We start from the raw sequence: 25,556 nt of genomic DNA, 5'->3' as shown, positions 1-25,556 counted from the left end.
TTACCGGAGGCTGTAAAACAGAAGACCGCCGTTGGAATGAACCAACGGCGGTCTTTCGCTATTACAAGATCTTGTTCCACTGCTTACGGCTATGTGCATCCATCGCGTTAATGTCTACGATCTCGCATCGTCTGCCCTCGATATCGGATATCAAATATCTGCCGGGTGCCGGGGATTGCAAGTGCTCGTGCAAATTCCTCAGCGCTAATGTCATCGGCCCCAGCGTCGTCTCCACTTTCCATATCCATAGAGCCGGCTTCTGCTGAATTTTCTCGATATGAGTAATTCTCGGAATCAAATACCTTAGATTGAGCTCCCTCTCCGCTTCCTCCCTGCTCGCTAGTTCGAGCTCTTGAAGGCTGCGGATAATCCCGATCTCCTCCTCCTTCGGGTTGCGGACCGAGATATATTCCGTCGGTTTGGAGAAGGGGTACGTCCGGTATAGGAGCACCTCCGGATACTCCACACCTTCGATAACGGCTTGAAGTACGCCTCCCGGACTGCGTCCCAGCCACACGTTGTGGCTGTCGAGTAACACAATCTCATATGGATCGCGCTCGCGCATTAGCTCTGCACCCCCTTGATCTTGGACAGCTCACGCTGTGCTTCCACCAGCTTAAAGTAAGCGCCTTGTTTATCCAGCAGCTGCTCGTGGGTTCCGATCTCGACAATTTGTCCTTTATCCAGCACGACGAGTCTATCCGCATTGCGCAGCGTAGACAATCGGTGAGCGATAGCGAATGTCGTTCTCCCTTTGACCAGTCGGGATATCGCCTCCTGAATTTGCCGCTCCGTCTCCGTATCTACGGAAGCCGTAGCCTCGTCAAGGATCAAGATGCGGGGATCGTGAACGATAGCTCTCGCGATCGCAATCCGCTGCTTCTCCCCTCCCGAGAGCCGATGGCCCCGCTCGCCGACCTTCGTGTCGTAACCGTCCGGCAGCCTGACGATGAAATCATGGGCGTTGGCGATCTTCGCCGCCCTCATGATTTCTTCCGGCGTAGCGTCCGGCTTGGAATAAGCGATGTTCTCGGTAATCGTCCCGTCGAACAGGAATGTTTCCTGCAGCACGACGCCGATCTTCTTGCGAAGATCCTCCTGCTTGATCTTCTTCAACGGCACGCCGTCTATGGTAATGGTGCCTTGATTCGGATCGTAAAACCGGCAGATCATATTGATCAGCGTCGATTTCCCCGCTCCGGAATGCCCCACCAGTCCGATCATCTCTCCCGGAGCGACGTTCAAGTCGATATTCTTCAATACGGGATGATGCGCTTCGTATCCATAGGATACCTGGTTCAGCACGACGCGTCCTTCAACCCAGTCCATCGATACCGGCTCCAGATCGTCCGGCACATCGGACGGAGTGTCCATAATTTCGAATACGCGGTCGGCGGCAGCCATCGCTCGGCTGGTCCAGTTCAGCGCCTGGCTGAACCATTGCAGCGGTCCGAACAGCATGCCGAGATAAGCGGAAAAGGCCATCAGTGTACCGAGCGATATTTCGTCCCGCAGCACCATCCAGCCCCCGAAATACCAGACGAGAATAGCGCCGGATGTGGATATTAGCGCGAACAGCGGGAATACCCCTTGCCACATGCCGTCGGCACGAATATTTTGCACGACAAGCTCCTTGTTGGCATCGCCGTACCGCGACATCTCCGTAGGCTCTTGGCCGAAGGCCTTTACGACACGAATACCTTGAAGAGCGTCGCCTACGAGCATATTCAGGCGGTTGATCGCCCGCCAATGACGATACCAGCGGGAGCGGATCGTCGGCCAAATGATCATGGATGTGAATACAATCAGCGGCGTAGGCAAGAGAGCATATATAGCCAGCTTCCAGTCGAGACTGACCATCATCGTAATGACGGCCGCCAGCATGAGCACTTGCCCCGAAATCCACATGACCCCATCGGTCAAAAATTGCCTCATCGCTTCGGCATCGCTATTCACCCTGCCGATAAACTGCGAGGTTTGCCTGCGATCGAAGAAGCCTAGCGACAATCTCATTAAGGAAGAATAAATATCCTTCCGTATATCCCCCATCAGCTTGCCGCCTACCCATACGCCGACATATCCCCTCAGCGTCTGCATCAGCGACAGCATAACCCTTGCGCCTGCTAGCCCCAGCACGAACCATAACAGGGCCATACCAATATTCTTAGGCTGAAGCACGTCATCCACGATAACCTTCGTCAAATAGGGAGGAACAAGCTCCATCAGTGTTGCCAAAATCATCATTACCGCTGCTGCGGTCATCTGGACGCGATATGGCTTTGCGTAGCTTAATAGCCGTGCGGCGACCTTCCCCTTGTCGGTACAAATCGAACAGATTTGCGTTCCCTCCAGAAGAGGCGTACCGCACTGAGTACATCGGCGTGGCAAATCCTTGACCGATGCGACCGGAATGTCCTCTTTGCCGGAAAGCGCTTTAATCAATTTGGAAGCGAATCCAAATTTCCCGGCAAAACTGGAAGTGTACCTGACTAAAGCGACAGGACCCTTCATCGTATCTGCGGTCACTGTTCCTCCCCCGATTGCTGAGACGACACGGCACTCGGTGATTTCCTCGACTCCAAGCTTCGTTAACGATTCTCCATCCGTCTGGTAGACGGTTACCGCATTCTCCGTAACGACGAGCCAGCGTTCGCCGGACTGGCCCTTCTCATCCACGTCTGCCATCGCCGTGAACAAAGGCTTCCCCTGCACCTTCGCCTCAATCGCTTGCGGAAGCTTTTCCAGAATGGACATGATCTCTTCTCTCCTTTAATTGAGCGCATCTGCCCTTCTACCGATTCGGCTGTCACTTCAGGGAGCGGGTTCTACGAACCGAGCAAGAGGCGGTGATTCTTTAACCTTATCCATCATATGGTAGATGGTAAAAAAACACCAAGGTAAAGAACCGTTAAAATAAAAAAAATCGAGGAAGACAAACATATGTTCTCCGTCGATTATTTTACCAAAAGCTATCAGACATGTAAACCATTATTTTCCTAATTCGTCACAAAGTTTCTTCTGCAGCAGTTAAAGCCAGCATCAAGACGAAGTCATGTTCCGGATAAAGTCTGGCATCCTTCGCATCATTCGCTCCTGATCCAACTCAAAATCATACTGTTCATAAAGGCTGTGAGCATCCTTCGTACCCAGAATTCCCATCAGATCCTTCAGCTCGTCGGACCGCACTATCGCCTCGATCAGCTTCTTACCAATATTCATGCCTCTGTACCGCTCATCGACAAATACGTCGCAAAGCCAATACATAGTGGCTCCATCCGTAACGATCCGGGCAAAGGCGACCTGCTGGTCCCCGATATAGGCTCCGTAACAGATCGAATTGTCGATGGACTTCATAATCCGCCCTTTGGACCGTTTGCTCGCCCAATAGCTGCGGGATAAGAAGCCGAGCACCGTATCCAGATGCAGCAGCGATTTATCATCGCTGATTCGAAGCTCTCCTGCGGGGCCGTCGTTCATTCGCAACCACCTTCCCGTACTATGATGTATAAGGCGTTCACGCCCAAAAAAGTAGTTACATTATAACACAGCTGCCTAAAAGTGGAACCTATTCTTTTGGCGAAGCCAGGGATACCAGCTGGTCCATCGAAACAGGGAATAACGGCCTGCTTATTTCCAGTATCGCTTTGGCGTAATCCTGGATCTCCTTCTGGGCGTCGTGCTCCAGCCGCTGATTCAGGAAATGGCATACGGCTTGAAGCGAAGCTGTCCAATACCAGCGGACATACATGCCGTAGGAAGGCAGGAACAGTCTGGCCTGTTCGGCACATACCCCCGAAGAGAGAGCCTCCTCGTATTTATGAATGCCCAGCTCGATATATTCCTTTAAATCCGCCGTCAGTTTAACCCCGCTCTCAGCCGGCAGTACCTCTCCGCTGCCCTGCTTGGAGTTCTCCGGTTTGCTTCGCCACTCCCCGGCTTGAGGTATATAAAAGGTCGGCTCTTCCGTAATATAACGGCGGCTCGATTCGTTCCACGCCTCCAGGCTGTTCCCCGTACCTTCCATATGTGCGGAGCCGATAACATACTTCCACCATTGCCGCGCCACCATCAGCGGAGCGTAAATCTCGAACTGCAGAATCACATGGCGAAACGGCGACGTGTGACTTTCCCTTGCCAAAAAGGCAATAAGCCGGATGTCTCTATCGCTCAGTGCCGAAGACTCCTTGGCATATGACACGCGAGCGGCATTGACTACGGACAAGTCGGATCCCATATGATTTACCAGCCTGACGTAGCCCTGGTCCAAAACTTGGCGAAACGTCATTATATCATCTCCTAATAACCGCCGAGCACCTCGGCTACAGCTTCTTTTTCATAAAAAAGGCTACTTCACCATCAACCATATCGCTGTTGGTGTATAAGGACAGATCGATTCCTTCCAGCTCAAAGCCGCAGTGCTTATAAAATTGAATCGCCGGAAAGTTCGTATTCTGTGTTTCCAGCACAACCGCCCTAAACTTGTGTTGTCTTGCAACGTCCGCAAGACGATTCATCAGCTCCGTGCCGATGCCGCTTCGCCTATGTTTATCGGACACTTGGAAGTTATGCAGCCATAGGGTATGATTCCAGTGCTGAGGCTCGGCAATGGCTGCGCCAACCAATTCGTCGTTAACATAGCAGCCCAGCGAGCAGCCTTGACGAATCATCTTGTCATACGACAGCAGCTCGTCGGGATCCGCCTCCCATTGTTTCCGGTAGGGCTCGTCCAAATCGATAAGCTCAACTCGGATCGTCGTTGTCAGCTCCGTCGCTTCTTTGGCAACCCGGTATTTCTTGGGGGACTCGTAGCCTGTTCCCTCGAGCCGGTCCCGCTCCTCCCGGCTGTAGCTTTGCAGCGGTCTTATGTCCATAAGTGTCTCTCCTTCATCCTTCCATTGGAGCCAAGCTACGGGTAGAGCTTAAAGGTCTCCTTCAACGTCGTATCCGTGCCGGAGTCCCATACGGAGCTCTTTTCGAACGTACCCTCCCGGAAAAATAACGGAAATCGCTCCTTAAACCAGTCCTGCATCGGCAATTCCAACGCTTGGTCCTTGTTTACCCACAACAGCTCGCCTTCCGGCGGATTGGGCAGCAGCTCCCCTTCAAACGAGGTAGCCAAGTAATTGAACACCATATACCGCAAATTATCGCCGGGATCGCAAAATTCAGTCAAGCCTTTGTACACGATCTCGGTTACCAGAAGACCGGTTTCTTCTTTTACTTCACGAATCGCCGCATCGACTATACTTTCCGGAAAATCGACTTTTCCGCCCGGAGCAATGTATCCTGGAAATCCTTTAGTATCGGGTCGGTTAATAAGAAGCACTTGCTCCCCATCCTGAATCATGCACATCGTCAACAGCTTGTACGTTACACCGGAAGACACGCCATTCCCTCCAATATCCGGAACCTCTCGATCCCTCACCGATCCATTGTATATGGAGAATTCGGGAGGAAAACAAGAAATCCTTCCATATTTTCTTTCTCTATTTTAGACTTTTTCCAGATCTATTCTAGCGATTCATTCAGGGCCAAATCATACTCGATAAGCCAGCAGTCTTTCCATATTCCTTCATGAAGCTCGCGCTCCCGCAGCAGCTTCTTTTTCCGGAAGCCGCATTTTTCATATACCCTTAACGCCCTGCCATTGCTCACTTGAGGATCCATGACGATCTTCCCGGCGTTGCGCTCATGCAGCAAGTAATCTATCATCGACTTCACGAGCAGCGTACCGATGCCTTGATTCCAGAACCGGACTTCTCCGATAAATTGATCCATACCGTAGACGCTGTCTACGAAATCCTCATATCCGTATTCCACTCGCTCTTCTTCCGTAATCAAATAAAACTGAATATAACCGATCGCTTGACCGTCGTATTCGATCATGCATCTCGTTTCCTCTTCATCATCGGTATAAAAGCTGTCCAGCACCATCGGCAGGTCGTGCGGACGGTCCCGTCCTTCGTAGAAAGCAAGGACCTCGGGGTCCGATAGCCATTTGACGAGCAGGCCGGCATCCTCTTCTTGAAGAAGCCGAACCTGCAGCCTCTCTCTTTGAAACAGGATCATTGCCATATCACCTCATTAAAATAGAAGAAAGGCTATTTATTTGCCGCTCTTGTACTTTTTATAATTCAAAAAGCATGTGATCAGAAACAGTACGGCCACGATCATAAATCCGTATTTCACCAAATTCGAGCTGGAAATCCATCCGGCAAAGACGAATGCAACGGCAGCAAGCAGATTAATAATGCTTACCACCAAATAGGGGGAATTCTTCATCGTGCGATACTCCTTTGTATTCTGTGCGGATGTCCGATCCATTTCCATCTTATCATACGGATCCGCCGGCTTGAACACCTGACAAAAAAAGCCTGATGCCGAAGCATTAGGCTTTTCTTTCGGATTTGTACGTATGCAGACCTTTTCTTTTGCGGGCGAAGGCGGATACGGCCCTTGCAGCCAGGCATACGCTTTCCGCTGCAATATGTATGTTATAGTACCGTGAACAAGCTCCTATAGCTTTCGCTTAGTGAATCTGGAATATGACCCACTTGTTTAATTCGACGGCATTTCTCTGAAACTCATCATCGTCCATCACAACATATTCATTCGAATCGGGATAACAAATGACATAATACGCTTTGTCTGTTTCTCTGAATAGCTTCTTGGCCATGTCTATGGCATATTGCTTCGTCAAATGAAATCCGCTCCCCCATTGTAAAAAGCTTAGTTGATACCGTCAAAAAGGCCCGCTTCCGCCTTACTTGGATACGATACCCCGCGTTCCCATGCCAGGACAAAGGACTCCAGCCTCCGGTTCTCAGGCAGCTCCCGCAGATCCCCGAAATATCTTTCAATGGCATAAATCTGGGATTGATGAGCGCGCAATGCTTCGGCTTTCATAGGCCAATCCTGCTCGGTATCGATAGTAACCGACGGCAGACGACCGCTTTGCAATAAAGTGTCCGAAGCGACATAATACAGCTTTTGTACCGATGGACATCGTCCGCTCAATACGGCGGCCGTTACGATTTTCGAAATCGTCATATGGTCCGGGTGAAAGTTGCCGCCATCCTCGGGAAAGGTAACCGCTACATCCGGCTTACAGTCGTTAAGATAGTCGATAACCCGGTTTACGAACGACGTTTCATCGACCTCCTTCAGCTTCCCGTCCGGGTAGCCCAGATGCGTCACCTCTTGAAGCCCGATGATGGCTGCGGCACGCTCCATCTCCTGTTCTCTCAGCGCACCAAGCTCTTCGTTGGACAAATGGCTTACTGCGCCATTCTTTTTCCCTGCATCGCCTCTCGTTGCCAAAAGCAGAATAGCGCGGTCGCCGGACCGTTGAAGCCGGCTGATCAAGCTGGCGCACAGAAACGTTTCGTCATCGGGGTGGGCGAATAAAAATGCTGCCGTTCGGCTCATCACAATCTCCTCCTCCCTTCTATTATATCAATAGATCACTCGGGAGATAAGAGTGCAGCGGCGAATAACCGGCCCGCCCGCACGAAGATTGCTAGAATCGCATATAGTATAACATGTCCACCGGAAAGGAGGCGTCATTATGTTTGCCAAGCAAAACTATGCGTTATGTAAACGATACATGAATAAAAAGGTTCGCATTACGACCGTTGACGGACAAAAAATCGAAGGAAAAATCGTCAAATTAGACCGGAACAAAGTATATATTCAGATGCAGCGCAAAACCGGCCGGAACAAAGCCACCGTGTCTTTCTTCCCTTTTATTCTGCCTCTAGTCTTGTTCGATTTACTGGTTATTGTGTTACTGGATAGCCGGCGCAGAATATTCTAATCCTGCGTTCTTGGTCCGTACATCCCTCTGACGGAGGGATTTTTTTTGCCCGGGGAATCCTCAAGCCGTTGCCGGCTGCTCCTTGGGTTGTGGATAAGGTTCTAGCTTACATAAGCCTGCCGGATACAAATCTGAGCTGTAATAATGAAACCCGCTCTTGAAAATCATTTCCTGTTCCTTATAGGAAAGCGGATGAAGCTCTTTACAAAGTATACAGTAGTACATTAGGCGCACCCCTTAATTCCTCGTTACTTCCAATTATCATTATTTTTATGAAGAAAATATGATCATTATGCCGATTTTTGTGAAATAATTGTAAAATTATGATGTCAAAATGTCTTGGCCGTCTCGTACTATGTCAATTCATCCATTTTCGACTCCAATGCTCATTAACGAAAGTATAGAGAAAGAAAATGATGAGGTTGCTAACGTTTTTCAAGTGTGATATATTACAAATAATTCCTATTGGAAAGGTGGTATTTATACATGAGTCAAGCAATTTCTGTACTAAATCAAGTCAATGAAGAGGTTCAAGCTCATCGAAAGTCCGAATACCCCATCAATCCTTTATTTTTGAACCGCTGGTCGCCTCGCTCCTACTCTTCCAAGCAAGTATCCGAGCAGGACGTGTATACGGTACTGGAAGCGGCTCATTGGGCACCTTCTTCCTTCAATGATCAGCCTTGGCGATTTATCGTGGCTCAAACGGAAGAGCAATTAAGCGTATTTCACGATTTTCTGAGCGAGTTCAACCGGTCTTGGGCTGAGAAGGCTCCTGTCCTCATCCTGGTTGCTTCGCAGAAAGTGAGAGACAACGGGGATCCGAACGGTGCCCACTCCTTCGACAGCGGTACCGCATGGGGCTATTTGGCGCTGCAAGCCAAGCTGCTTGGTTTGGCCACTCATGCCATCGGAGGGTTCGACAGGAACAAGGCTCGTACCTCGCTGAACGTACCTGACGATATCGAGCTTCACGCTGTAATCACACTTGGATATCAAGGAGATGCGGCAGACCTTCCCGAAGCTCTGCAAGCGCGCGAAATTCCGAATCAGCGTAAGCCTTTAAATGAAGTCGTTATTCAAGGCGGATTCTAATCTTCCGGCAGCGCCGGAGTTTTTTCCAGCAGCATCCATCCATGTAATGAGTGTAAAATAGATATCTCATCCGAACAATAGGTTGATAGAACCATGACTGTCGGCTTCCCGCAATACAGTTAAGCCTGTTCCGCGTAGGAACAGGCTTTTTTCCATATATAGAGGGACTCCCCGCAAGTATCTGATTGATTTCAAAGCCAATGCTCCCACTTTGCGGGCGGGATTAGTTTACGCTGATCATTCCGCCATCCTTGCTCGCCGTGCTTCTCTTAAGTGATTCAAGCAGCTTCGAATGACTCTCTTCTTGATGATTTGCTGCCGACTTAGCTCATCGCCATTACGAAACGCTTCGTCATGGAACGATTGCAGCAAAGCGTCCGCTGCGGCTGCCGAGGCCGCTTCCTCCTGCTGAAGCAAGTAATAGGCTGCGCGGTAAGCGTATACCTCGAATTGCCTCAAGAGGCTAACCTCCTGCTCCGTCTTCCGGATCCCACACACAGGAACGCTCATCATCCCGGGTATCCGCGCCAGCGCCCCTGACCTCTCTTCTCGTGCATTCAACCGATCATCCTCCCTGTAGCCCGCTCTCTCTTTCATTGTAGAAGCAGCTGTCGGCAAAACTTAGGAACATGTGTGGAAAAAGTGTGTAAAAGCCCATCTGTATCCCTGTTTCTGCTACAATGAACGAGTACAAACCGCATGGAGGACTATAGCTATGAGTCAATATTTCATCGCCGTCGTGGACGACGATTCCAATATTAGAGACATCGTGGAAGCTTATTTGCGCAAGGAGGGCTATCGAACCGTCGGACTAGGCTCCGCCGAAGCCGCATGGGACTTATGGAATACCGATACGCCCGATATGTGGATCTTGGACATCATGCTGCCCGGCATGAATGGATACGACTTTTGCCGGCAAATTCGCAATATAGCCGAGGTTCCGATTATCATGATCTCCGCGAAAGATGAAGAAGTGGATAAAATATTGGGCTTGGAGCTTGGAAGCGACGATTATCTTACCAAGCCGTTCAGCCCGCGTGAGTTGGTCGCCCGGGTCAAGCGCCTGTTTCATCGTTATGCCGGCTTCAAGGATATAGCTGCAAAGCCGACGATGGAAATCGGTAAAAAGCAGCAGCTTGAAATCGGAGACCTGCGCCTGTCTCTCGATGAAAGAAGAGTGTTCTGGTGCGGCAGCGAAACGGAGATGACCGTGAAGGAGTTCACCTTGCTCCAGACGATGGCCGAACAGCCGAACCGCGCCTTTTCCCGGGACGAGCTGCTCACATTGGTATGGGGGAACGATTATTTCGGCAGCGACAGGGCTATTGACGATTTGGTTAAGCGGCTGCGCCGCAAGCTGAGCGATCTTCCCATCGAAACGGTGTGGGGATACGGCTACCGTCTCCGTACAATGAAGGAGGAGGAATTACAATGAAACTGATGTACAGGCTCCATTTGTCCTTCGCCATTTTGCTTGTATGCATTCTAGCGCTGGCCGCAGCCGTTATCTACCCCCTGATGATGGAAACGTTAATTGACGGCCAGCGAAAAGAAATGCGCGAGCAAGGAACGCAGCTGATGCAGATTGTTCAGCTGCAGCCCTCGGTTGCTCTAAATACGCCCTACTCGACTCGCACGCCTTGGACGGAAACAGACCCTGTTGTTCCCAAAACCGAGTCCGCGCCGACCAAGCCTGAGCCTGCTCTTGCTGAATCTGCCGCTCAATTGATCCCCTCCGCTATCCAGCTGGATATCAAAACAAACGCGTTGCTGGTAGAACCGGATCAAAAGGTATCGTTCAGTACGCTGCCTCAAGATCAATCGTTGGAATGGGCCAATATCGTAAAGAAAAATATGACTACGGGCGGCGACGTCTGGCAAGGCTCCGACGACCAATACATCGTAGAGAAGCTGCAGGTGCACAATACAACAGCAACAGCAACAGCCGTATCCGCCGTTCCGGCATCCACCTTGGTATTAACGTCACCGCTCAGCAAAATCAAGCTCATGCAAATTGCGCTGTTCAAAAGAATGATGATTTTGTTATCCGCAGGCGGGCTGCTTGCCTACCTTCTCAGCGTGATCATTACACGGAAGCTCGTCACTCCTCTGATCATGCTTAGAAACGAATTGAAAAAAGTCGAGAACCGGTGGTTCTCCGACGTTCGGCTCGTGGAATCTCCCGGAGAAATCGGCGATGTGGCAAAGACGGTATTTCAGCTTGCCGGCGAGCTGGATAAGCATCAGCGGACGCAGAAGCAGTTTTTTCAAAACGCTTCCCACGAGCTCAAGACGCCTCTGATGTCCATCCAGGGGTACGCCGAAGGAATTCGGGACGGCATATTTACCGGAGAACAAGCGGACAAAGGGCTAGATGTTATCGTCAACGAATGTGACCGGCTGAAGAAAATCGTTACGGAAATGATCCTGCTGGCCAAGCTGGAAAGCGAGGACGGCTTGTTCCAGACGGCAGCCGTACCGGTCGAAGAGCTGGTGACGGAGACGATCGAGCGCATGAATCCGCTCCTGATGCAAAAAGGACTGAGCATTCAAGTGAAGAATGCCGCTCCGTCACTTCAGCCGCTGTTTATTGATGCGGACCGTGAAAAGCTGCTTCAAGCACTTATCAATATTGTCGGCAATGCGGCCAAATATGCTCAAGATACGATCCGCATCCAAATTACCCAGCATCACGATAAAGGAACTTGCCTTGAAATAGCCGACGATGGAGAAGGAATTCCGGAGGAGCTGCTGCCGCAGCTGTTTCAACGGTTTATGAAAGGGAAAAACGGAGATACCGGACTCGGTCTCGCCATCTCGCGAGCCATCGTGGAGCGCTGCCGCGGACAAATCTCCGCTTACAATCAGAAAGACGGCGGTGCGGCGTTCGTGCTTCATTTTCCCGCCAGCCAGGCAGTACCGCTGCATTGACTCTTATGAGCACAAAATGAAAAAGGATAGAGCTCAGAAGGTATCTGAACTCTATCCTTTTTATTATAGCTGGCTTGCATTCTGCTGCTTACCTTGCCAGCAGCTTTACGGAGTTTACTTGGCGATCCAGCCTCCGTCAATAACAAGCTCCGCTCCGGTAACGAATGAGGCCTCGTCAGACGCCAAGTATAGGACACCGTAGGCGATATCGTCCGCTGTTCCGAGACGAGGCAGCATGGTTTCCGCTTGAAACCAGCCTTTTACCTGCTCGTTGGCAATTTCCTTCACGGTCATAGGAGTTTCGATTACGCCAGGGTGAACGGAATTGACACGAATATAATCCTTGGCCAGCTCCGCTGCAGCTGATTTCGATAGAACCCGCAGCGCTCCTTTGGAGGCTGTATATCCGTTCGTACGGTTCATGGCCACGATTCCTGCGACAGACGAAATGTTCACGATCGAACCGCCGCCAGCTTTTCTCATTTCAGGTACTACCAGCTTCATTCCCAGAACGGCCCCGGTCAAATTGATATCCATGACTTTGTTCCAATTTTCCATCGTCAGGTTATCCAAGGTTTGGTCCGTGCTGATTCCGGCGTTATTGATCAGAATATCGATTTTGCCGAAGGCTTTTACGCCCTCCTCTATCACATGCTTCCAATCTTCCTCGGAAGCCACATTATGCTTAACGGCGATGGCCTGACCGCCCTCTGCTTGAATCTCTGCGACGACTTGCTCCAGCTTCTCCAGCTGCAAATCCGTTGCAACGACTTTAGCCCCCTCCCGGGCAAACAATCTGGCTTCAGCGGCTCCTTGTCCCATAGCAGCACCTGTAATGACAGCGACTTTTCCTTCTAAACGCGGCATATATCTTCATCCTTTCTGCAGTTGAATTGGGTCCGGTGATCGGACGCTATTCCTTAGAGAAGTGTGGTTTGGTTTTGCATCATGTTGTATAATCGACATAGTGTCGATATATTTATTATAGCTGATAGCGCAAAATGTACAACCAACACGTTTTCTGCAGATGTCGACTACTTGACATATGACCGTATAATGTCGATCATGTCGGGAAACTTAAACAAGGAGAATCGTTATGTCTACCCATAAACCGAAGCAAGATCCAAGAATAACCCGAACACATCAGCTCTTGCAGGATGCATTACTCGATCTGATCCGGGAGCGCGGCTTCGATAAACTTACCGTTCAACAGATTGCAGAACGTGCTACATTGAACAGAGCGACGTTTTATTTGCATTATCGCGACAAGCATGATTTGCTGCAGCAAGGTATGGATGAAGTTTTGCAGCAGCTGGTCAACAACATCCGCTCCCAAACGGAATCGGAACGGGTTGACTTCCGCAAGGACAAGCCGCACCCGACCTTTACCCGCATGTTCGAGCACATCCAACAGCATTCCAAGTACTATCAGGTTATACTGGCCGAACAGAAAATCCCGCATTTTATGACGCGTATGACTGAAGTGCTGTCCGACTTTGCTTCCGAAGGCATCTCGGCGGTGGAATCGGAGTCGGAAGCGTATCATCTTACCGTACCGAAGGAAATGGCGGTGCGCTATGCGGCCTCCGCCTTCCTTGGCGTGATCATATGGTGGCTGGAGCAGGATATGCCTTATTCGCCGAAGTATATGGCTGCCAATCTGATGAAGCTTGTCATCAAGGGCCCTTACTTAAATAGTCCGTTTCAATAAACTCTTCTCATCACAAAAAAATAGACATAATTTCATCCTCGTCTTGCATAGAATGAATATCATGTCCAAATAGGAACAAGCATGAGCCTATAGTGAGAAGGGGAGTTGATTGCGCGTGTGGGAAAGCGTATTAAAGAAGGAGCAATGGGAGATTCAGGTCGATCAGGATCATAAATCCATTCTGCTTCATGTTTCCACAAATGCAGCGAATAATGAGAAAATTTCGCTTCAATTGGATCAAGCCGAGCTCTTTGAGCTGCTGCATACATTCTTATCGATCAATCGGTCTTTTAATAATGAAACGATGTATTATGATGATTTGGCGGGAGACCATTCCTAGACCATCAATGGCTTCCATGAAAGGCCCGATGCGAATCGGGCTTTTTCCTTTACTGCAGCGCCTGGATGAACCTCGCCACCCCGTCATCGGAATTTGCCGCTATCACTTCATCGGCCAGCGTCTTTAATTGAGGCTGGGCGTTAGCCACCGCGATCTTTTTTCCCGCTGCCTGGAACAAGCCGATATCGTTCAGATTATCCCCGAACACAACAATGTCCTCCGGCTTACAGCCGACATGCTTCGCCCACAGGAGCAGCCCGTCCCTTTTATTCGCGTTGGGATGACTAATCTCCAGAAAATAATGATTCTCGATATAGGCATCGGGCATCAAATGAAGATGAACCCGTTCACCGTAATCTCTTTGGATGCAGTCTGCCAATGGCTGCAGTTCATCGATGGTTCCGATAAAAGTAAGCAGGAGCGTTCTGTATGAACCGGGACAAGCAAGCTCCATTAATTCATGGAACCTCTTGTCGTTCGGCCTGCTTGCGGCAAATTGCCGCTCCCCGCTTCGTATGAAAGGCTCGTGCAGCACTTTTTCGTTATCCATGTCATCCAGCGCGAAAAGTAACGGGCATAACAAATAGCCGGATTTGGCATAGCGGATCAAGTCATTGGTAATATCGGAATCCAAAAAAGCCCCGTCCAGCACACGGCATTCCAACGGGTCAAAGAGAAGCGCACCGTTATATAGAAGCAAAGGGTGCTTCCAAGGAATGGCGCCGGCCACCGAGTTTGAGCTGATATAGCTTCTCGCGGTAGCGTAGCTGATGATCATGCCTTTGCCAAGTGCCTCCTTAACTACATCGACTGCGAATGGAGACAGAGAAGCATCCGGTTGAAGCAGTGTTCCATCCAAGTCCGTAACGAGATAATGCTTGTTCATAACCGACCGTCCTCTATTCTTGATATGGAGAAAGATGGAGAAAGCCAGCGTCTACAAAGACACTGGCTTTGTTCTCTCGCTCTGCCGTTATTTCGGCGAAAGAGTCCTATACTACTTGATCAGCTGCTCGTATAAGGAAGCATACTGCTGGGCCGACTTGCGCCAGCTGAAGTCTTTTTTCTTCAGATTCGCCATCAGATTGCCCCAGGCTTCTTCTTCATGATACGTGGCAATGGCACGCTCCACCGTGTACAGCATGTCGTGGGCATTATAGTGGGCAAAGCTGAAGCCGGTGCCTTCCCCTGTCGATTCGTTATAAGGCTGCACCGTATCCTTCAGACCGCCTGTTTCGCGCACGATAGGTACGGAACGATATCTCATGGCGATCAGCTGGCCGATGCCGCATGGTTCAAACTGGGACGGCATAAGGAACAAATCGGAGCTTGCATAGATTTGCCGCGCCAAGCCTTCGTCGAACAAAATATTCGCAGACAGCTTGTCCGGATATTGATCGGCCGCCCAACGGAACAACTGCTCATACCGGTGCTCACCTGTCCCCAAGATGACCCACTGCGCGTCAAGAGCCATCAGCTCGGAGATTACCCGGTCGATTAGAGCAAGCCCCTTCTGTTCAACCAATCTCGTAACGAGCGCTATCATCGGAATGTCCTTGTTGACGGGGAGACCGAGCTTCTCCTGCAGCTTCACTTTGTTTTGCTGCTTCTTCACCAGGGAATCCCGATAATTCACCTCCAGATGAGGGTCGGTCATTGGATCGAATTCCGTGTAGTCGATGCCATTGACGATCCCGTGCAGCCTTTGGCTTTGGCTTCGCATCAGGCTGTCCAAATACTCGCCGTAAAACGGCGTTTGGATCTCCTCCGCATACGTCGGGCTGACCGTCGTAATAGCATCGGAATAAAGCAGGCCGCCCTTCATGAAGCTCCCACCGCCATACTGCTCCAGCGCATATCCGGTGAAATGCTCGTCACCCAATGCAAAGAAATCCTTGAACTGTTCTTTGGCGAAGACGCCTTGATATTTCAGGTTATGGACCGTCATCATAGTTTTCATATGCGCGTACTCCGGCTGATAACTGAAATGAGCGCGGTACAGCACCGGGATCATCCCCGCCTGCCAATCGTGGCAGTGAATGATGTCCGGCATGAAATCGATGTGCTGGATGGAATCCATGACAGCACGGCAAAAGTACGCGAATCGCTCGGCGTCATCCCCGTAGCCATAGCAGCCGCGGCGATGAAAGTAAAATTCGTTGTCGATGAAATAAAACGGAATGCCTTCGTGCTCGAGCTTCAAAATCCCGCAGTACAGCTTCCTCCAGCCCATTTCTAAAGTAAACGTGGCGACGGTCTCCATGGCTTGCGTATAAGCTGCCGGTATGTCTTCATACTTGGGGAGTATGACTCTGACGTCGATTCCTTGCTTGGCCAATTCCTTCGGCAGCGAACCTATTACGTCCGCCAAGCCTCCGGTCTTGGCAAAAGGTACGGCTTCCGATGCGGCAAATAACACTTTCATGGCTTCCTACCACTCCTTTATTTTTAGAGGTTGTTCAAAAAGTAGTCTTTTGATCACGGAGCAGGTCATGAAGTTATTTCGACATCGAATCTTCCGTTCACCTTCGACCCTACTTTTTGAACCCTCATTTTTATGCTTGTTGGGAGAAATCCCCCAACAAGCTGATTTCCTATTAGATTACTTTGGTTTTGGAAGCGATAAATGGTGCTTGTTTGTCACCGGTAAGCACCCGGCCTCTGCTGATGAATACGTCCTTATCCAGGATGGCATTTTCAATAATGACGTTTTCTTCAATTTCGCAGTTTTGCAGAATGATGCAATTTTTTACATAGGCGCCTTTGCGTATTTTGACACCGCGGAACAAGATGCTGTTCTCCACTTTGCCTTCGATCACGCAGCCGTTGGCAATCAATGAATTACGGGCATGCGCGTTGTCGGCGTATTTCGCCGGCGGCTCATCTTTTACCTTGGTATAAATAAGGTTCTTTTGGAAAAACAGCTCCCGCCAAACTTTCGGGTTCAGCATTTGCATGCTGTGCTTATAGTAGCTTTGAATCGTATTCACAATGCCGGTGTGACCGTCATGCAAATAACCGTACACGCTGAGCTTGTCGATATTCTTCATGATGCCGTCGCGAACGAGGTGATCATAGCCCTGCGCGAGGCACGATTCGACCATATCCAGCAGCAGCTCTTTGTGCATGACGAAAATTTCCATCGAAATGTTGTCGTTGCGCAGCCGTCCCGAGTGGTCCTCCATGACCGTAACTTGCCCGTCTTCCTTGACGGCCAATCGGCGGAACTTGGCGAATTCCTCTTCATCGGCACGCTTGTAGACGACGGTGATATCCGCATTTTTCTCCAGATGGTAATCCAGAACCTCATTCAAGTCGATGTTGCAGACGATGTGACTGCGGGAAATGACGACATAATCTTCGCGGGCGCGATAGAAGTAATCGCGGTGGCTGTAGAATTGGAACAAATCGCCGCGGGCCATGCCGGTTGTTTCGTGCAGAATGGCGGGCAAAATAAACAGTCCTCCGCGCTTGCGGTCCAAATCCCATTCCTTGCCGGAGCCGAGATGGTCCATCAGCGATCGGTACTTGTGCTGGGTAAACACGGCAACATTCTCGATTCCCGAGTTGACCATGTTGGACAGCGTAAAATCGATCAGCCGGTATCTCGCTCCGAACGGAACCGAGGCCACGCATCGGGAATAGGTCAATTCTTCCAATTCATCCGGCTCATTCACCAGATTGATAACGCCCATCATTCGCTTCATACGAGCTCACCCTTTCACGTTGGCCATCGTCGCCACACTGATGTTTTCGTTGCCGCCTATCAAGACGATGTGGGACTGGTCCTCCGGATCTCCGATGACGCAGCCGTCTTCCACAACCGTGTTTTCACCGATAATCGCTTTATATATTTTGACGTTGTTCCCGATACGCACATTCGGCATGATGACGGAATCTTTAATGAAGCTTCCCTCGCCTACCTGTACGCCGTAGAATAAAACGGAATGATCCACTTCACCAAATACGCAGCATCCTTCATTAACCAATGAACGGCGTATTTGTGCTGTCGGCGCTACATACTGCCCTGGCTGGCACGGATTCACGGAGTAAATTCTCCATTCCCGATCGTTTAAGTTGAACTGAGGTTCATTTTCCAGCAGGTCCATGTTGGCTTCCCACAAGCTCTCGATCGTGCCGACATCCTTCCAGTACCCTTCGAACGGGTAGGCATACATTTTCAAATTTTCCCGGAGCATGAGCGGAATGACGTCTTTTCCGAAGTCCTTGCTCGACTCCTCGTTGCTTTCATCCTTGGTCAAGTACGCCTTCAGCACTTGCCAGTTAAATATGTAAATGCCCATGGAGGCCAGATTGCTCTTCGGCTCCTTCGGCTTTTCCGCAAATTCGGTAATTCGTTCGCTATCGTCCGTGCTCATGATCCCGAAGCGGCTGGCTTCCTCCCACTTCACTTCGATCACGGCAATGGTCGCGTCCGCGCCCTTCTTTTTATGAAAATCCAGCATGAGATCATAGTCCATCTTGTAAATATGGTCGCCGGAAATAACGAGTACGTACTCGGGATCGAACTGTTCAATGAAGGAAATATTACGGTAAATCGCGTTCGCGGTCCCTTTGTACCAATCTCCTCCCTGCTGCTCCATATAAGGCGGAAGCACGGTCACTCCCCCGTTCTTCCGGTCAAGATCCCATGGCGTCCCAATGCCTATGTATGTATTAAGCACCAGAGGCTGATATTGAGTCAGCACACCCACCGTGTCTATCCCCGAATTCGTGCAATTGCTGAGCGTAAAATCGATAATCCGGTATTTGCCGCCAAAATGTACCGCCGGCTTCGCCAGCTTATTGGTCAATACCCCCAAACGCCGCCCTTCACCCCCTGCGAGCAGCATCGCTACACATTCTTTTTTGCGCATCGAACCTATCCCCTTTCTCTTTTTCCAGTAGTTGCTTTACGTCGGATCTTGACAGGCTTCAATACGACGGTTGCTAACGGAGGAATCGTAATATGCAGGCTGCACGGTTGAAAATGCCATGTAACGTTTTCCGTCTTCAGCTTTCCTGTATTCAGTTGTCCCGAGCCTCCATACACAGGAGTATCGCTGTTAAATAACTCCGAATATTCACCCGCAAACGGCACGCCAATCCGGTATTTTGCATGGGTTACCGGGGTGAAGTTGCATACGATAATAAGAAAATCCTTAGGGTCGTTCGATTGTCTGATAAAAGATACGATGCTCTGGTTGCGGTCGTGCGGATCAATCCAGGTGAAGCCTTCCGGCCGGTGATCAAGCTCCCAGAGTGACTTTTCCTGTAAATAAAGGCGGTTTAAATCGTGGACGTATTGGTGCATTCCCCGGTGACTGTCATAGCCAAGCATCTCCCAATCCAGATCTTCAAGATCCTTCCATTCGTCGAATTGCCCGAATTCGCCGCCCATGAACAGCAGCTTTTTCCCTGGATGGCCCATCATATAGCCGTAGAGCACTCTAAGATTGGCGAATTTTTGCCAGTAGTCACCCGGCATTTTGTTAAGAAGCGATTTTTTGCCGTGCACGACCTCGTCGTGAGATAACGGCAGTACGTAATTTTCGGAGTAGGTGTACATGAACGAGAACGTAAGCAGATTATGCCGGCCTTTGCGGAAGTAAGGATCGGTTTCCATATAGCGCAGCATATCGTTCATCCAACCCATGTTCCATTTGTAGTTAAAACCGAGACCTCCGTCATGAACCGGTGCGGTGACAAGCGGCCAGTCGCTGGAATCCTCCGCCATCATCAGTGCATGCGGGTAGTTGGAGAATACCGTGACGTTCAGCTTTTTCAAAAATTCGATGGCCTCGAGATTCTCGTCCCCTCCACGCGCATTCTTGACCCATTTCTCTCGCGGCTTGCCGAAATTCAAATACAGCAAGCTGGCAACGGCATCCACTCGCAAGCCGTCGATATGGAACATATCCATCCAGAACAACGCGTTGGAAATAAGGAAGCTGACGACCTCGGGCTTCGAGAAATCGAACGACAGCGTACCCCACTGCTCCTTCTCCGCCTGCGCCGGATCATTATACTCAAAGAGCGGTTGTCCGTCGAAATGGCGCAGGCCGTGATCGTCCTTGACGAAGTGACCCGGGACCCAGTCCATAATGACGCCAATGCCGTTCTGATGGCACCGGTCGACGAAATACATGAAATCTTTGGGCGTTCCGAAGCGGCTCGTCACCGAGTAGTAACCCGTAGCCTGATAGCCCCAGGAACGGTCGTACGGATGCTCTGCCAAGGGCATGAGCTCGATATGGGTATACCCCATATGGACTACATAATCGACCAGCTCATCGGCCAGCTCCCGATAGGTGTAGTATTCGTCCCCCGTCTTCTTCTTCCATGTTCCGGCATGAACCTCGTAAATATTCATCGGCTTGTCGTAAGGCGTCTGCCTTGCGGCCTGCTCCTGCCAAGCCTGGTCCTGCCACTCATAGCCTTCCAGCGAATAGACTCGCGATGCCGTTCCAGGCTTCAGCTCGGAATAGAAAGCATACGGATCTGCCTTCCATACCAGCGTCCCGTGGGATGTGACGATTTCGTACTTGTAATACTCGCCTTCCTTGACGTCGGGAACGAACAAGCTCCATACACCCCAAGTGCTGATTTTGCGAAGTACATGCTGGCTTCCGTTCCAGAAGTTGAAATCCCCTATAAGCCGTACTTCGCGAGCGTGCGGCGCCCAGACGGTAAACCGAACGCCAAGGGTTCCTTCATGTTCCGTAAAATGCGCTCCCAACACCCGGTAGCTTCGGAATAAATTTCCCTCATGGAACAGGTAAAGATCTTCCGGACCGGGGATTACGCTCATCATAGGTCATCCATCCCCTTATTGTTCAATTTTGCGGCCTCTATAAATCAAATACTACATCGGGCAGCAAATTCCTTTCCGCAAATTTTAAATTGTTTTGTAATTCTAAATTCGACCTCTTTTTCCATTCCAGGCAGGAGATTCCTAATCCACTTAGAATAACTTGTAGAAGACCATATCACAACTTTGACAACTGACATCGACATACTCGACGCAACAGTTGCAAGTACATGAGCTTGGAAAGGATGAAGAAAGTCACATGAACGACAAGGTAAAAGGATTGCTGCTTGGACTATCGCTAGGCACGCTGCTGACAGGAACGGTTGCCTATGCGAGCGGAACCCAGATTGAAGTATATTTTCAGAACATCAAATATATGTTTGACGGTTTTGAGAAAAAACCGGCCGAAGATCAAGGACAAGGCTTTATTTACAACGGCACCACGTATGTTCCTCTCCGGTTTGTGAGCGAAGCGCTTGGCAAGGAGGTTCAGTGGGACGGCGATACCCAGACTGCATGGATCGGGAGAAAAATCGACAGAAGCGCGGTTATCGCTACTTACCCGGGGGGCCAAGTGACCCGTGGCGATTATGAAACATATTTGGCCATCATCCAAATGGCCGATCCGCAGCAAAAAAGCGCAGAGCAAACCGACGCCTACAAGCAAAGTGTTATTAACCGCATTGCCGGCTCGCAAATCCTGCTCGACAAGCTAAGCGAAGAAGCGAAGGCGGCGATTCCTTCCGCGGTGGATGCGCAAATGAAAGGAGCCGCTAACTTCCTGCAATCGAACGCCGAAGAGATGAGCAAGCACGGCGTTACCGAGGAAGATATCCGACTGTATGTTCGCGATGGAGTTATTCTCGACAAGTGGCTGCAGTCGTTTACTGACGAAGCCGGACTTAGAGCCGCTTACGATAAAATGGTTGCCGCTAATGATGAGAGTGTCGTGAAGGCTTCGGTCCGCCATATTCTCATTATGAACACGGATAAAGATAAAAAACCGCGCACCAAGGAAGCCGTGGCCCAAATCGTGAAAGAAGTGCAGGACAAGCTTCGGAACGGCGAAGATTTCGCAGTGCTGGCGAAGCAGTATTCGGAGGATATGGGCTCGAAGGATAACGGAGGCCTATATAAGGATGAGCCGATAACCCGTTGGGTGGAAGCGTTCAAGAAGGCCGCCCATACGCTTGCGCTGAATACCGCCAGCGATCCGATTGAGACGGAATACGGCACCCATATTATGCGCGTGGAAGCGCGGGATTTCATCCCCTATGCGCAATTTAACGATACCCAGCTGGCGGAGACCATCATGGACTCTCATTACCAGCAGTTTATGAATAGCGAGCTGCCTTCCCTCCTGCAAATCGTGGAAATACCGAAATAACGGCTTGCGCTTAAGAACTCCTGCAAAGTAAAGCCTTGGCTTGGGAATCAATCCGAATCCATTGCTTATATTGGTAAGAAAGACCGGCGGTCTCCCTCCGGTCTCTTCGTCATGGCATTGCACGTGCAATTAGTGTAAAATGTGGTAGATGTATATTGACAGAAAGAAGGTACCCGAATTCATGTTTGCTGCACACGATTGGAAGGATTACGAATTAATCGATACAGGGGATGGAGAAAAACTGGAGCGCTGGGGCAACATTGTGCTCCGCCGGCCGGACCCGCAGATCATTTGGCCGCTGCCTAAAGAGACAGGCCAATGGCGGGGCGCCGACGCTCACTATCATAGAAGCTCCAGCGGCGGCGGCCAGTGGGAGTACAAGAAGGAAATTCCGGAGCGTTGGACGATTTCGTACGACAAGCTGTCGTTCCACATTAAGCCTACCAGCTTCAAGCATACCGGTCTGTTTCCTGAGCAAGCCGCCAACTGGAGATGGATGATCGACAAAATTCAAGGCTCAGGCCGCAAGATCAAGGTGCTGAACCTGTTCGCCTATACCGGCGGGGCAAGCGTCGCTTGCGCCTATGCCGGAGCGGAAGTATGCCACGTTGACGCATCCAAAGGGGTCGTTCAATGGGCCAAGGATAACCTGCAGCTGTCGGGTCTCGGAGATCGTCCCGTTCGCTTCATCACGGACGACGTATTCAAGTTCGTCCAGCGCGAGCAGCGTCGCGGAAGCAAGTACGACGCTATCATCATGGACCCTCCTTCCTACGGCCGGGGCCCGAACGGAGAGACGTGGAAGCTCGAGACGAATCTGTATCCGTTCGTGGAGTCCTGCATGCAGATCATGTCGGACAGGCCTTTGTTCATGCTGATCAACTCGTATACGACGGGAATTTCCGCTACGGTATTGAAAAATATTTTGGCCATGTCGATGGGCAGATCCTACGGCGGTCAAATTACTTGCGGAGAGATCGGCTTGCCGATCACCGCATCCAAGCTGATGCTGCCATGCGGCATTTTGGGTCGTTGGGAGGCGTAGCCGATGGCGCCGGCCTCTCTTCCTTCCGTTCCCGTGCTGTATGAGGACAATCATATCATCGTCGTCGTCAAGCCGGTCAATGTTCCGACGCAGGAGGACAACTCCCACGATCCCGATCTGCTTACGATGATAAAGCAGGACCTGAAGCACCGGCATCACAAGCCGGGCAACGTGTATTTGGGGCTCGTCCACCGCCTGGACCGTCCGGTAGGCGGCGTGATGGTATTCGCCAAAACGTCGAAGGCCGCTTCCCGGCTGTCCGATGCGGTTCGTACCCGGTCCATCCGCAAGGTTTATACGGCGGTGATCAACGGCAAGCCGAAGCAGCCGCAGGGCACCTTGACCCACTACTTGCTCAAGGATCCGAAGACGAATATGGTTTCGGTCGTACCGCCGAACAAACCCGGCGCTAAAGATGCCGTTCTTGATTACCAGGTGCTCGATCATCAAGAAGGGCTCTCGCTAGTACAAGTCGAGCTGCATACAGGCAGACCGCATCAAATCCGCGTGCAGTTCGCCGCTATCGGCTGTCCGCTCGTAGGGGATCAGCGGTACGGAGCACATTTGACCAAGCCGGGACAGCAGATCGCCCTTTGGTCAACGGAGCTCAGCTTCGAGCATCCTACGACGAAAGAAACGCTTCGCTTCAGCTCCAAGCCGCCTAAAGCTTACCCGTGGTTTCTGTGGGCCGAACGAATGCAGCTGCAATGAGAAAACTATGCTCCGCAGCCCCATAGCGGAAAAAAAGCCTAACGACAGCCTTTTCGGCTTCGTTAGGCTTTTTCAATTCGACAATCCATTTCGACGAATAGCGGCAAAAGGCTCCAAATTATTCACGAGCTCATCGGCTTCAGCCTGTCACCCTCCGTAAACCACAGCCGATAGCTGATCAAGCTCAGCACAATGCTTGTCAGCGCAGCCGACGACACCAGCGCAAACATAATGAGGATCTGGTATCGGACCGCTTCAACCGGGTTCGCGCCCGCCACGATCATCCCGGTCATCATGCCGGGCAGCTGTACGAGTCCTACCGTCTTCATTCCATCGATGGTAGGAATCATGCTCGCTTTGACCGAGCGCTTCAATGGCTCATGAATCGCTTGACGCGTCGTCGCTCCAAGCGACAGCAGCGCCTCGATCTCTCCTTTGGAGGCGTCCACCTCCCGTATCATTTGGTTAATGAACAGCCCGGAAACGATCATGGCGCTCCCTATGGTAATCCCGCTCATTGGGATAATATATTGAGGCGTCGTTTCGATGATCCGCAGCCCAAGCAGCAGTGCCATAGTCGACGCTTCGGTGATCGTAATGGCGATGGCGATTCTCCAGCGGATGCCCTGAAGCCCCTTCCCTCTGCTCCCTGCATTCCATGAGGCTACGGCAATCATGGAGCATAAAATAAGAAGAAGAAAAACAGGATTTCGCGCGTTAAACACAAATTGCAAAACATAGCCTATCAACAGCAGCTGAACGGCGGAACGTACCGTGCCTATCGCAATCTCCTTGCTGAGGCCAAGCTTTTGCCACATGGATATAAGGATAGTAATCGCAATAAATAGCAGAGTCAATATTAGTGCCGTATTGGACATGCCGCTCTCTTCCTTCCTGTTCCGTACCCCGACGGTTATTCATCGTCCCGCGGAATGAACTGCCTGGCCGCCTCCGTCACCGGCTGGTTGAAGAAAATACTCGTTTCGCTGTTCTCCATCAGCGTATGCTCAGCCATAAACCATACCCGGTCACTGGTGTGACGCGCTTGCTCCAGATCGTGAGTCACCCAAATCATAGCGGTCCCTTCGTTCCGATGCCACGCAAGCAGCGTCTGTTCTACAGCCTGCTTGCTGTGCAAATCCAGGGATGCCGTGATCTCGTCCAGCAGCAGCAGCTCCGGCCTGAGAAGCAGTGAGCGAACGAGCGCCACGCGCTGCTTCTCTCCTCCGGACAGGTCGGATGCACGCTTGCCCCAATTCATGCTGCCAAGTCCTACGTCTTGGAGCAGCTTGTGAGCCAAGGCTTCCTCGAATGGCTGCCGATGAAGCTGGCTTACCGCCCGCAAATTATCCTCTACGCTGCCGGGGAGCATGACGGCGTGCTGGGCCACATAGCAAACCTGCTTCCTCCACTCCTGGGGCGTCCACTGCTGCTGGCTCCTCTCCTTGAACCATACCGTCCCCTCGTCGGCTGCATCCAGCATGCCGATAATTCGCAGCAGCGTGCTTTTCCCTTGTCCGGACAAGCCTAACAGAGCTACGATGGAAGGCTCCATGATTTGAGCGTTAACATCGGCAAATAATAGGCGCTGCTCCTCCTGTTGGCGAATCTTTTTCTCCAGCTTCCGAATTTCCAGTAACATGTATCGTTCACATCCCGATTCCCTCTGTTCAATAGTGTCCGCACCCTTGCGTCCGTTTGACGACTTG

28 protein-coding genes are annotated in these 25,556 nt (G+C 50.9%); 9 read left to right on the top strand and 19 right to left on the bottom strand.

What is annotated here, in order from left to right:
* Positions 1–61: 61 nt before the first annotated feature.
* From ACFQ88_RS01045 to ACFQ88_RS01000, 10 genes are all read right to left on the bottom strand, one after another.
* Complete coding sequence (locus tag ACFQ88_RS01045) at positions 62–565, bottom strand: DUF1854 domain-containing protein (RefSeq protein ID WP_239634481.1); 504 nt, start codon at positions 563–565, stop codon at positions 62–64.
* Positions 565–2,754 (bottom strand): ABC transporter ATP-binding protein, encoded by a 2,190-nt coding sequence (locus ACFQ88_RS01040; RefSeq protein ID WP_379451342.1) that lies wholly within the window; start codon positions 2,752–2,754, stop codon positions 565–567. The genes ACFQ88_RS01045 and ACFQ88_RS01040 overlap by 1 nt, the downstream gene beginning before the upstream one ends.
* Positions 2,755–3,039: 285 nt before the next feature.
* Positions 3,040–3,477 (bottom strand): GNAT family N-acetyltransferase, encoded by a 438-nt coding sequence (locus ACFQ88_RS01035; protein WP_239634479.1) that lies wholly within the window; start codon positions 3,475–3,477, stop codon positions 3,040–3,042.
* Between the two features lie 88 nt (positions 3,478–3,565).
* Positions 3,566–4,285 carry an FAD-dependent thymidylate synthase gene (gene thyX, locus ACFQ88_RS01030; RefSeq protein WP_379451341.1) on the bottom strand — a complete coding sequence of 240 codons (720 nt, stop codon included), beginning with the start codon at positions 4,283–4,285 and terminating at the stop codon, positions 3,566–3,568.
* A gap of 34 nt (positions 4,286–4,319) precedes the next feature.
* On the bottom strand, positions 4,320–4,871 hold the full coding sequence (locus ACFQ88_RS01025) for a GNAT family N-acetyltransferase (protein ID WP_379451340.1): 552 nt from the start codon (positions 4,869–4,871) through the stop codon (positions 4,320–4,322).
* Between the two features lie 35 nt (positions 4,872–4,906).
* On the bottom strand, positions 4,907–5,353 hold the full coding sequence (locus tag ACFQ88_RS01020; RefSeq protein ID WP_379453520.1) for an 8-oxo-dGTP diphosphatase: 447 nt from the start codon (positions 5,351–5,353) through the stop codon (positions 4,907–4,909).
* 155 nt (positions 5,354–5,508) lie between these two features.
* Complete coding sequence (locus tag ACFQ88_RS01015) at positions 5,509–6,069, bottom strand: GNAT family N-acetyltransferase (RefSeq protein ID WP_239634476.1); 561 nt, start codon at positions 6,067–6,069, stop codon at positions 5,509–5,511.
* Between the two features lie 36 nt (positions 6,070–6,105).
* Entirely contained in the window at positions 6,106–6,282 is a 177-nt protein-coding gene (locus ACFQ88_RS01010; protein ID WP_239634475.1) for a hypothetical protein, read from the bottom strand.
* Between the two features lie 247 nt (positions 6,283–6,529).
* Positions 6,530–6,700: a hypothetical protein gene (locus ACFQ88_RS01005; RefSeq protein ID WP_379451339.1), complete on the bottom strand. Its 171-nt coding sequence runs from the start codon at positions 6,698–6,700 to the stop codon at positions 6,530–6,532.
* A gap of 29 nt (positions 6,701–6,729) precedes the next feature.
* Positions 6,730–7,428 (bottom strand): PIG-L deacetylase family protein, encoded by a 699-nt coding sequence (locus ACFQ88_RS01000; RefSeq protein WP_379451338.1) that lies wholly within the window; start codon positions 7,426–7,428, stop codon positions 6,730–6,732.
* 139 nt (positions 7,429–7,567) lie between these two features.
* On the opposite strand from ACFQ88_RS01000, the gene ACFQ88_RS00995 reads away from it, so the two are divergent.
* Together ACFQ88_RS00995 and ACFQ88_RS00985 are read left to right on the top strand one after the other, a co-directional pair.
* A complete protein-coding gene (locus tag ACFQ88_RS00995) occupies positions 7,568–7,816 on the top strand; it encodes a hypothetical protein (RefSeq protein ID WP_239634472.1) in 249 nt (82 codons plus the stop codon).
* A 486-nt stretch (positions 7,817–8,302) separates the two neighbouring features.
* Complete coding sequence (locus tag ACFQ88_RS00985; protein ID WP_379451336.1) at positions 8,303–8,911, top strand: nitroreductase family protein; 609 nt, start codon at positions 8,303–8,305, stop codon at positions 8,909–8,911.
* 237 nt (positions 8,912–9,148) lie between these two features.
* Here ACFQ88_RS00985 and ACFQ88_RS00980 read toward each other — a convergent pair whose 3' ends face one another.
* Positions 9,149–9,472 (bottom strand): hypothetical protein, encoded by a 324-nt coding sequence (locus ACFQ88_RS00980; RefSeq protein ID WP_379451335.1) that lies wholly within the window; start codon positions 9,470–9,472, stop codon positions 9,149–9,151.
* Between the two features lie 154 nt (positions 9,473–9,626).
* Between ACFQ88_RS00980 and ACFQ88_RS00975 the strand changes: the two genes are divergently transcribed.
* Complete coding sequence (locus tag ACFQ88_RS00975; protein WP_379451334.1) at positions 9,627–10,346, top strand: response regulator transcription factor; 720 nt, start codon at positions 9,627–9,629, stop codon at positions 10,344–10,346.
* Complete coding sequence (locus tag ACFQ88_RS00970) at positions 10,343–11,842, top strand: sensor histidine kinase (RefSeq protein WP_379451333.1); 1,500 nt, start codon at positions 10,343–10,345, stop codon at positions 11,840–11,842. The genes ACFQ88_RS00975 and ACFQ88_RS00970 overlap by 4 nt, the downstream gene beginning before the upstream one ends.
* A 114-nt stretch (positions 11,843–11,956) precedes the next feature.
* Here the strand turns inward: ACFQ88_RS00970 and ACFQ88_RS00965 are convergent, their stop codons facing one another.
* Complete coding sequence (locus ACFQ88_RS00965; RefSeq protein WP_379451332.1) at positions 11,957–12,709, bottom strand: SDR family NAD(P)-dependent oxidoreductase; 753 nt, start codon at positions 12,707–12,709, stop codon at positions 11,957–11,959.
* 229 nt (positions 12,710–12,938) lie between these two features.
* Between ACFQ88_RS00965 and ACFQ88_RS00960 the strand changes: the two genes are divergently transcribed.
* Entirely contained in the window at positions 12,939–13,553 is a 615-nt protein-coding gene (locus ACFQ88_RS00960) for a TetR/AcrR family transcriptional regulator (protein WP_379451331.1), read from the top strand.
* A 115-nt stretch (positions 13,554–13,668) separates the two neighbouring features.
* A complete protein-coding gene (locus tag ACFQ88_RS00955) occupies positions 13,669–13,893 on the top strand; it encodes a hypothetical protein (protein WP_239634465.1) in 225 nt (74 codons plus the stop codon).
* A gap of 49 nt (positions 13,894–13,942) precedes the next feature.
* Here the strand turns inward: ACFQ88_RS00955 and ACFQ88_RS00950 are convergent, their stop codons facing one another.
* The 5 genes from ACFQ88_RS00950 to glgB all read right to left on the bottom strand — a co-directional run bounded on the left by ACFQ88_RS00950 (position 13,943) and on the right by glgB (position 20,707).
* Complete coding sequence (locus ACFQ88_RS00950) at positions 13,943–14,779, bottom strand: HAD hydrolase family protein (RefSeq protein ID WP_379451330.1); 837 nt, start codon at positions 14,777–14,779, stop codon at positions 13,943–13,945.
* A 111-nt stretch (positions 14,780–14,890) separates the two neighbouring features.
* A complete protein-coding gene (gene glgA / locus ACFQ88_RS00945) occupies positions 14,891–16,318 on the bottom strand; it encodes a glycogen synthase GlgA (RefSeq protein WP_379451329.1) in 1,428 nt (475 codons plus the stop codon).
* Between the two features lie 172 nt (positions 16,319–16,490).
* On the bottom strand, positions 16,491–17,600 hold the full coding sequence (gene glgD / locus ACFQ88_RS00940) for a glucose-1-phosphate adenylyltransferase subunit GlgD (RefSeq protein ID WP_239634462.1): 1,110 nt from the start codon (positions 17,598–17,600) through the stop codon (positions 16,491–16,493).
* Between the two features lie 6 nt (positions 17,601–17,606).
* Positions 17,607–18,770: a glucose-1-phosphate adenylyltransferase gene (locus ACFQ88_RS00935; protein ID WP_239634461.1), complete on the bottom strand. Its 1,164-nt coding sequence runs from the start codon at positions 18,768–18,770 to the stop codon at positions 17,607–17,609.
* 5 nt (positions 18,771–18,775) lie between these two features.
* Positions 18,776–20,707, bottom strand: a complete 1,932-nt coding sequence (gene glgB / locus ACFQ88_RS00930; RefSeq protein WP_379451328.1) for a 1,4-alpha-glucan branching protein GlgB — start codon at positions 20,705–20,707, stop codon at positions 18,776–18,778.
* A 256-nt stretch (positions 20,708–20,963) separates the two neighbouring features.
* On the opposite strand from glgB, the gene ACFQ88_RS00925 reads away from it, so the two are divergent.
* The 3 genes from ACFQ88_RS00925 (at position 20,964) to ACFQ88_RS00915 (ending at position 23,847) form a co-directional block, all read left to right on the top strand.
* The gene (locus ACFQ88_RS00925) at positions 20,964–22,091 is read left to right on the top strand and encodes a peptidylprolyl isomerase (protein WP_379451327.1); all 1,128 of its coding nucleotides are present in this window, start codon (positions 20,964–20,966) and stop codon (positions 22,089–22,091) included.
* 181 nt (positions 22,092–22,272) lie between these two features.
* The gene (locus ACFQ88_RS00920; protein ID WP_239634458.1) at positions 22,273–23,136 is read left to right on the top strand and encodes a class I SAM-dependent methyltransferase; all 864 of its coding nucleotides are present in this window, start codon (positions 22,273–22,275) and stop codon (positions 23,134–23,136) included.
* A 3-nt stretch (positions 23,137–23,139) separates the two neighbouring features.
* The gene (locus ACFQ88_RS00915) at positions 23,140–23,847 is read left to right on the top strand and encodes an RluA family pseudouridine synthase (RefSeq protein WP_379451326.1); all 708 of its coding nucleotides are present in this window, start codon (positions 23,140–23,142) and stop codon (positions 23,845–23,847) included.
* Between the two features lie 122 nt (positions 23,848–23,969).
* Here ACFQ88_RS00915 and ACFQ88_RS00910 read toward each other — a convergent pair whose 3' ends face one another.
* Together ACFQ88_RS00910 and ACFQ88_RS00905 are read right to left on the bottom strand one after the other, a co-directional pair.
* Positions 23,970–24,725, bottom strand: a complete 756-nt coding sequence (locus ACFQ88_RS00910; protein WP_379451325.1) for an ABC transporter permease — start codon at positions 24,723–24,725, stop codon at positions 23,970–23,972.
* Positions 24,726–24,760: 35 nt separating this feature from the next.
* On the bottom strand, positions 24,761–25,489 hold the full coding sequence (locus ACFQ88_RS00905; RefSeq protein ID WP_379451324.1) for an ABC transporter ATP-binding protein: 729 nt from the start codon (positions 25,487–25,489) through the stop codon (positions 24,761–24,763).
* Positions 25,490–25,556 lie beyond the last annotated feature (67 nt).

The sequence above is a fragment of the Paenibacillus sp. NPDC056579 genome, assembly GCF_042793215.1.
Classification (GTDB): Bacteria; Bacillota; Bacilli; order Paenibacillales; family NBRC-103111; genus Paenibacillus_S.
The sequence above is the reverse complement of the archived record's forward strand: the minus strand, read 5'-3'. Positions and strand labels throughout refer to the sequence as shown.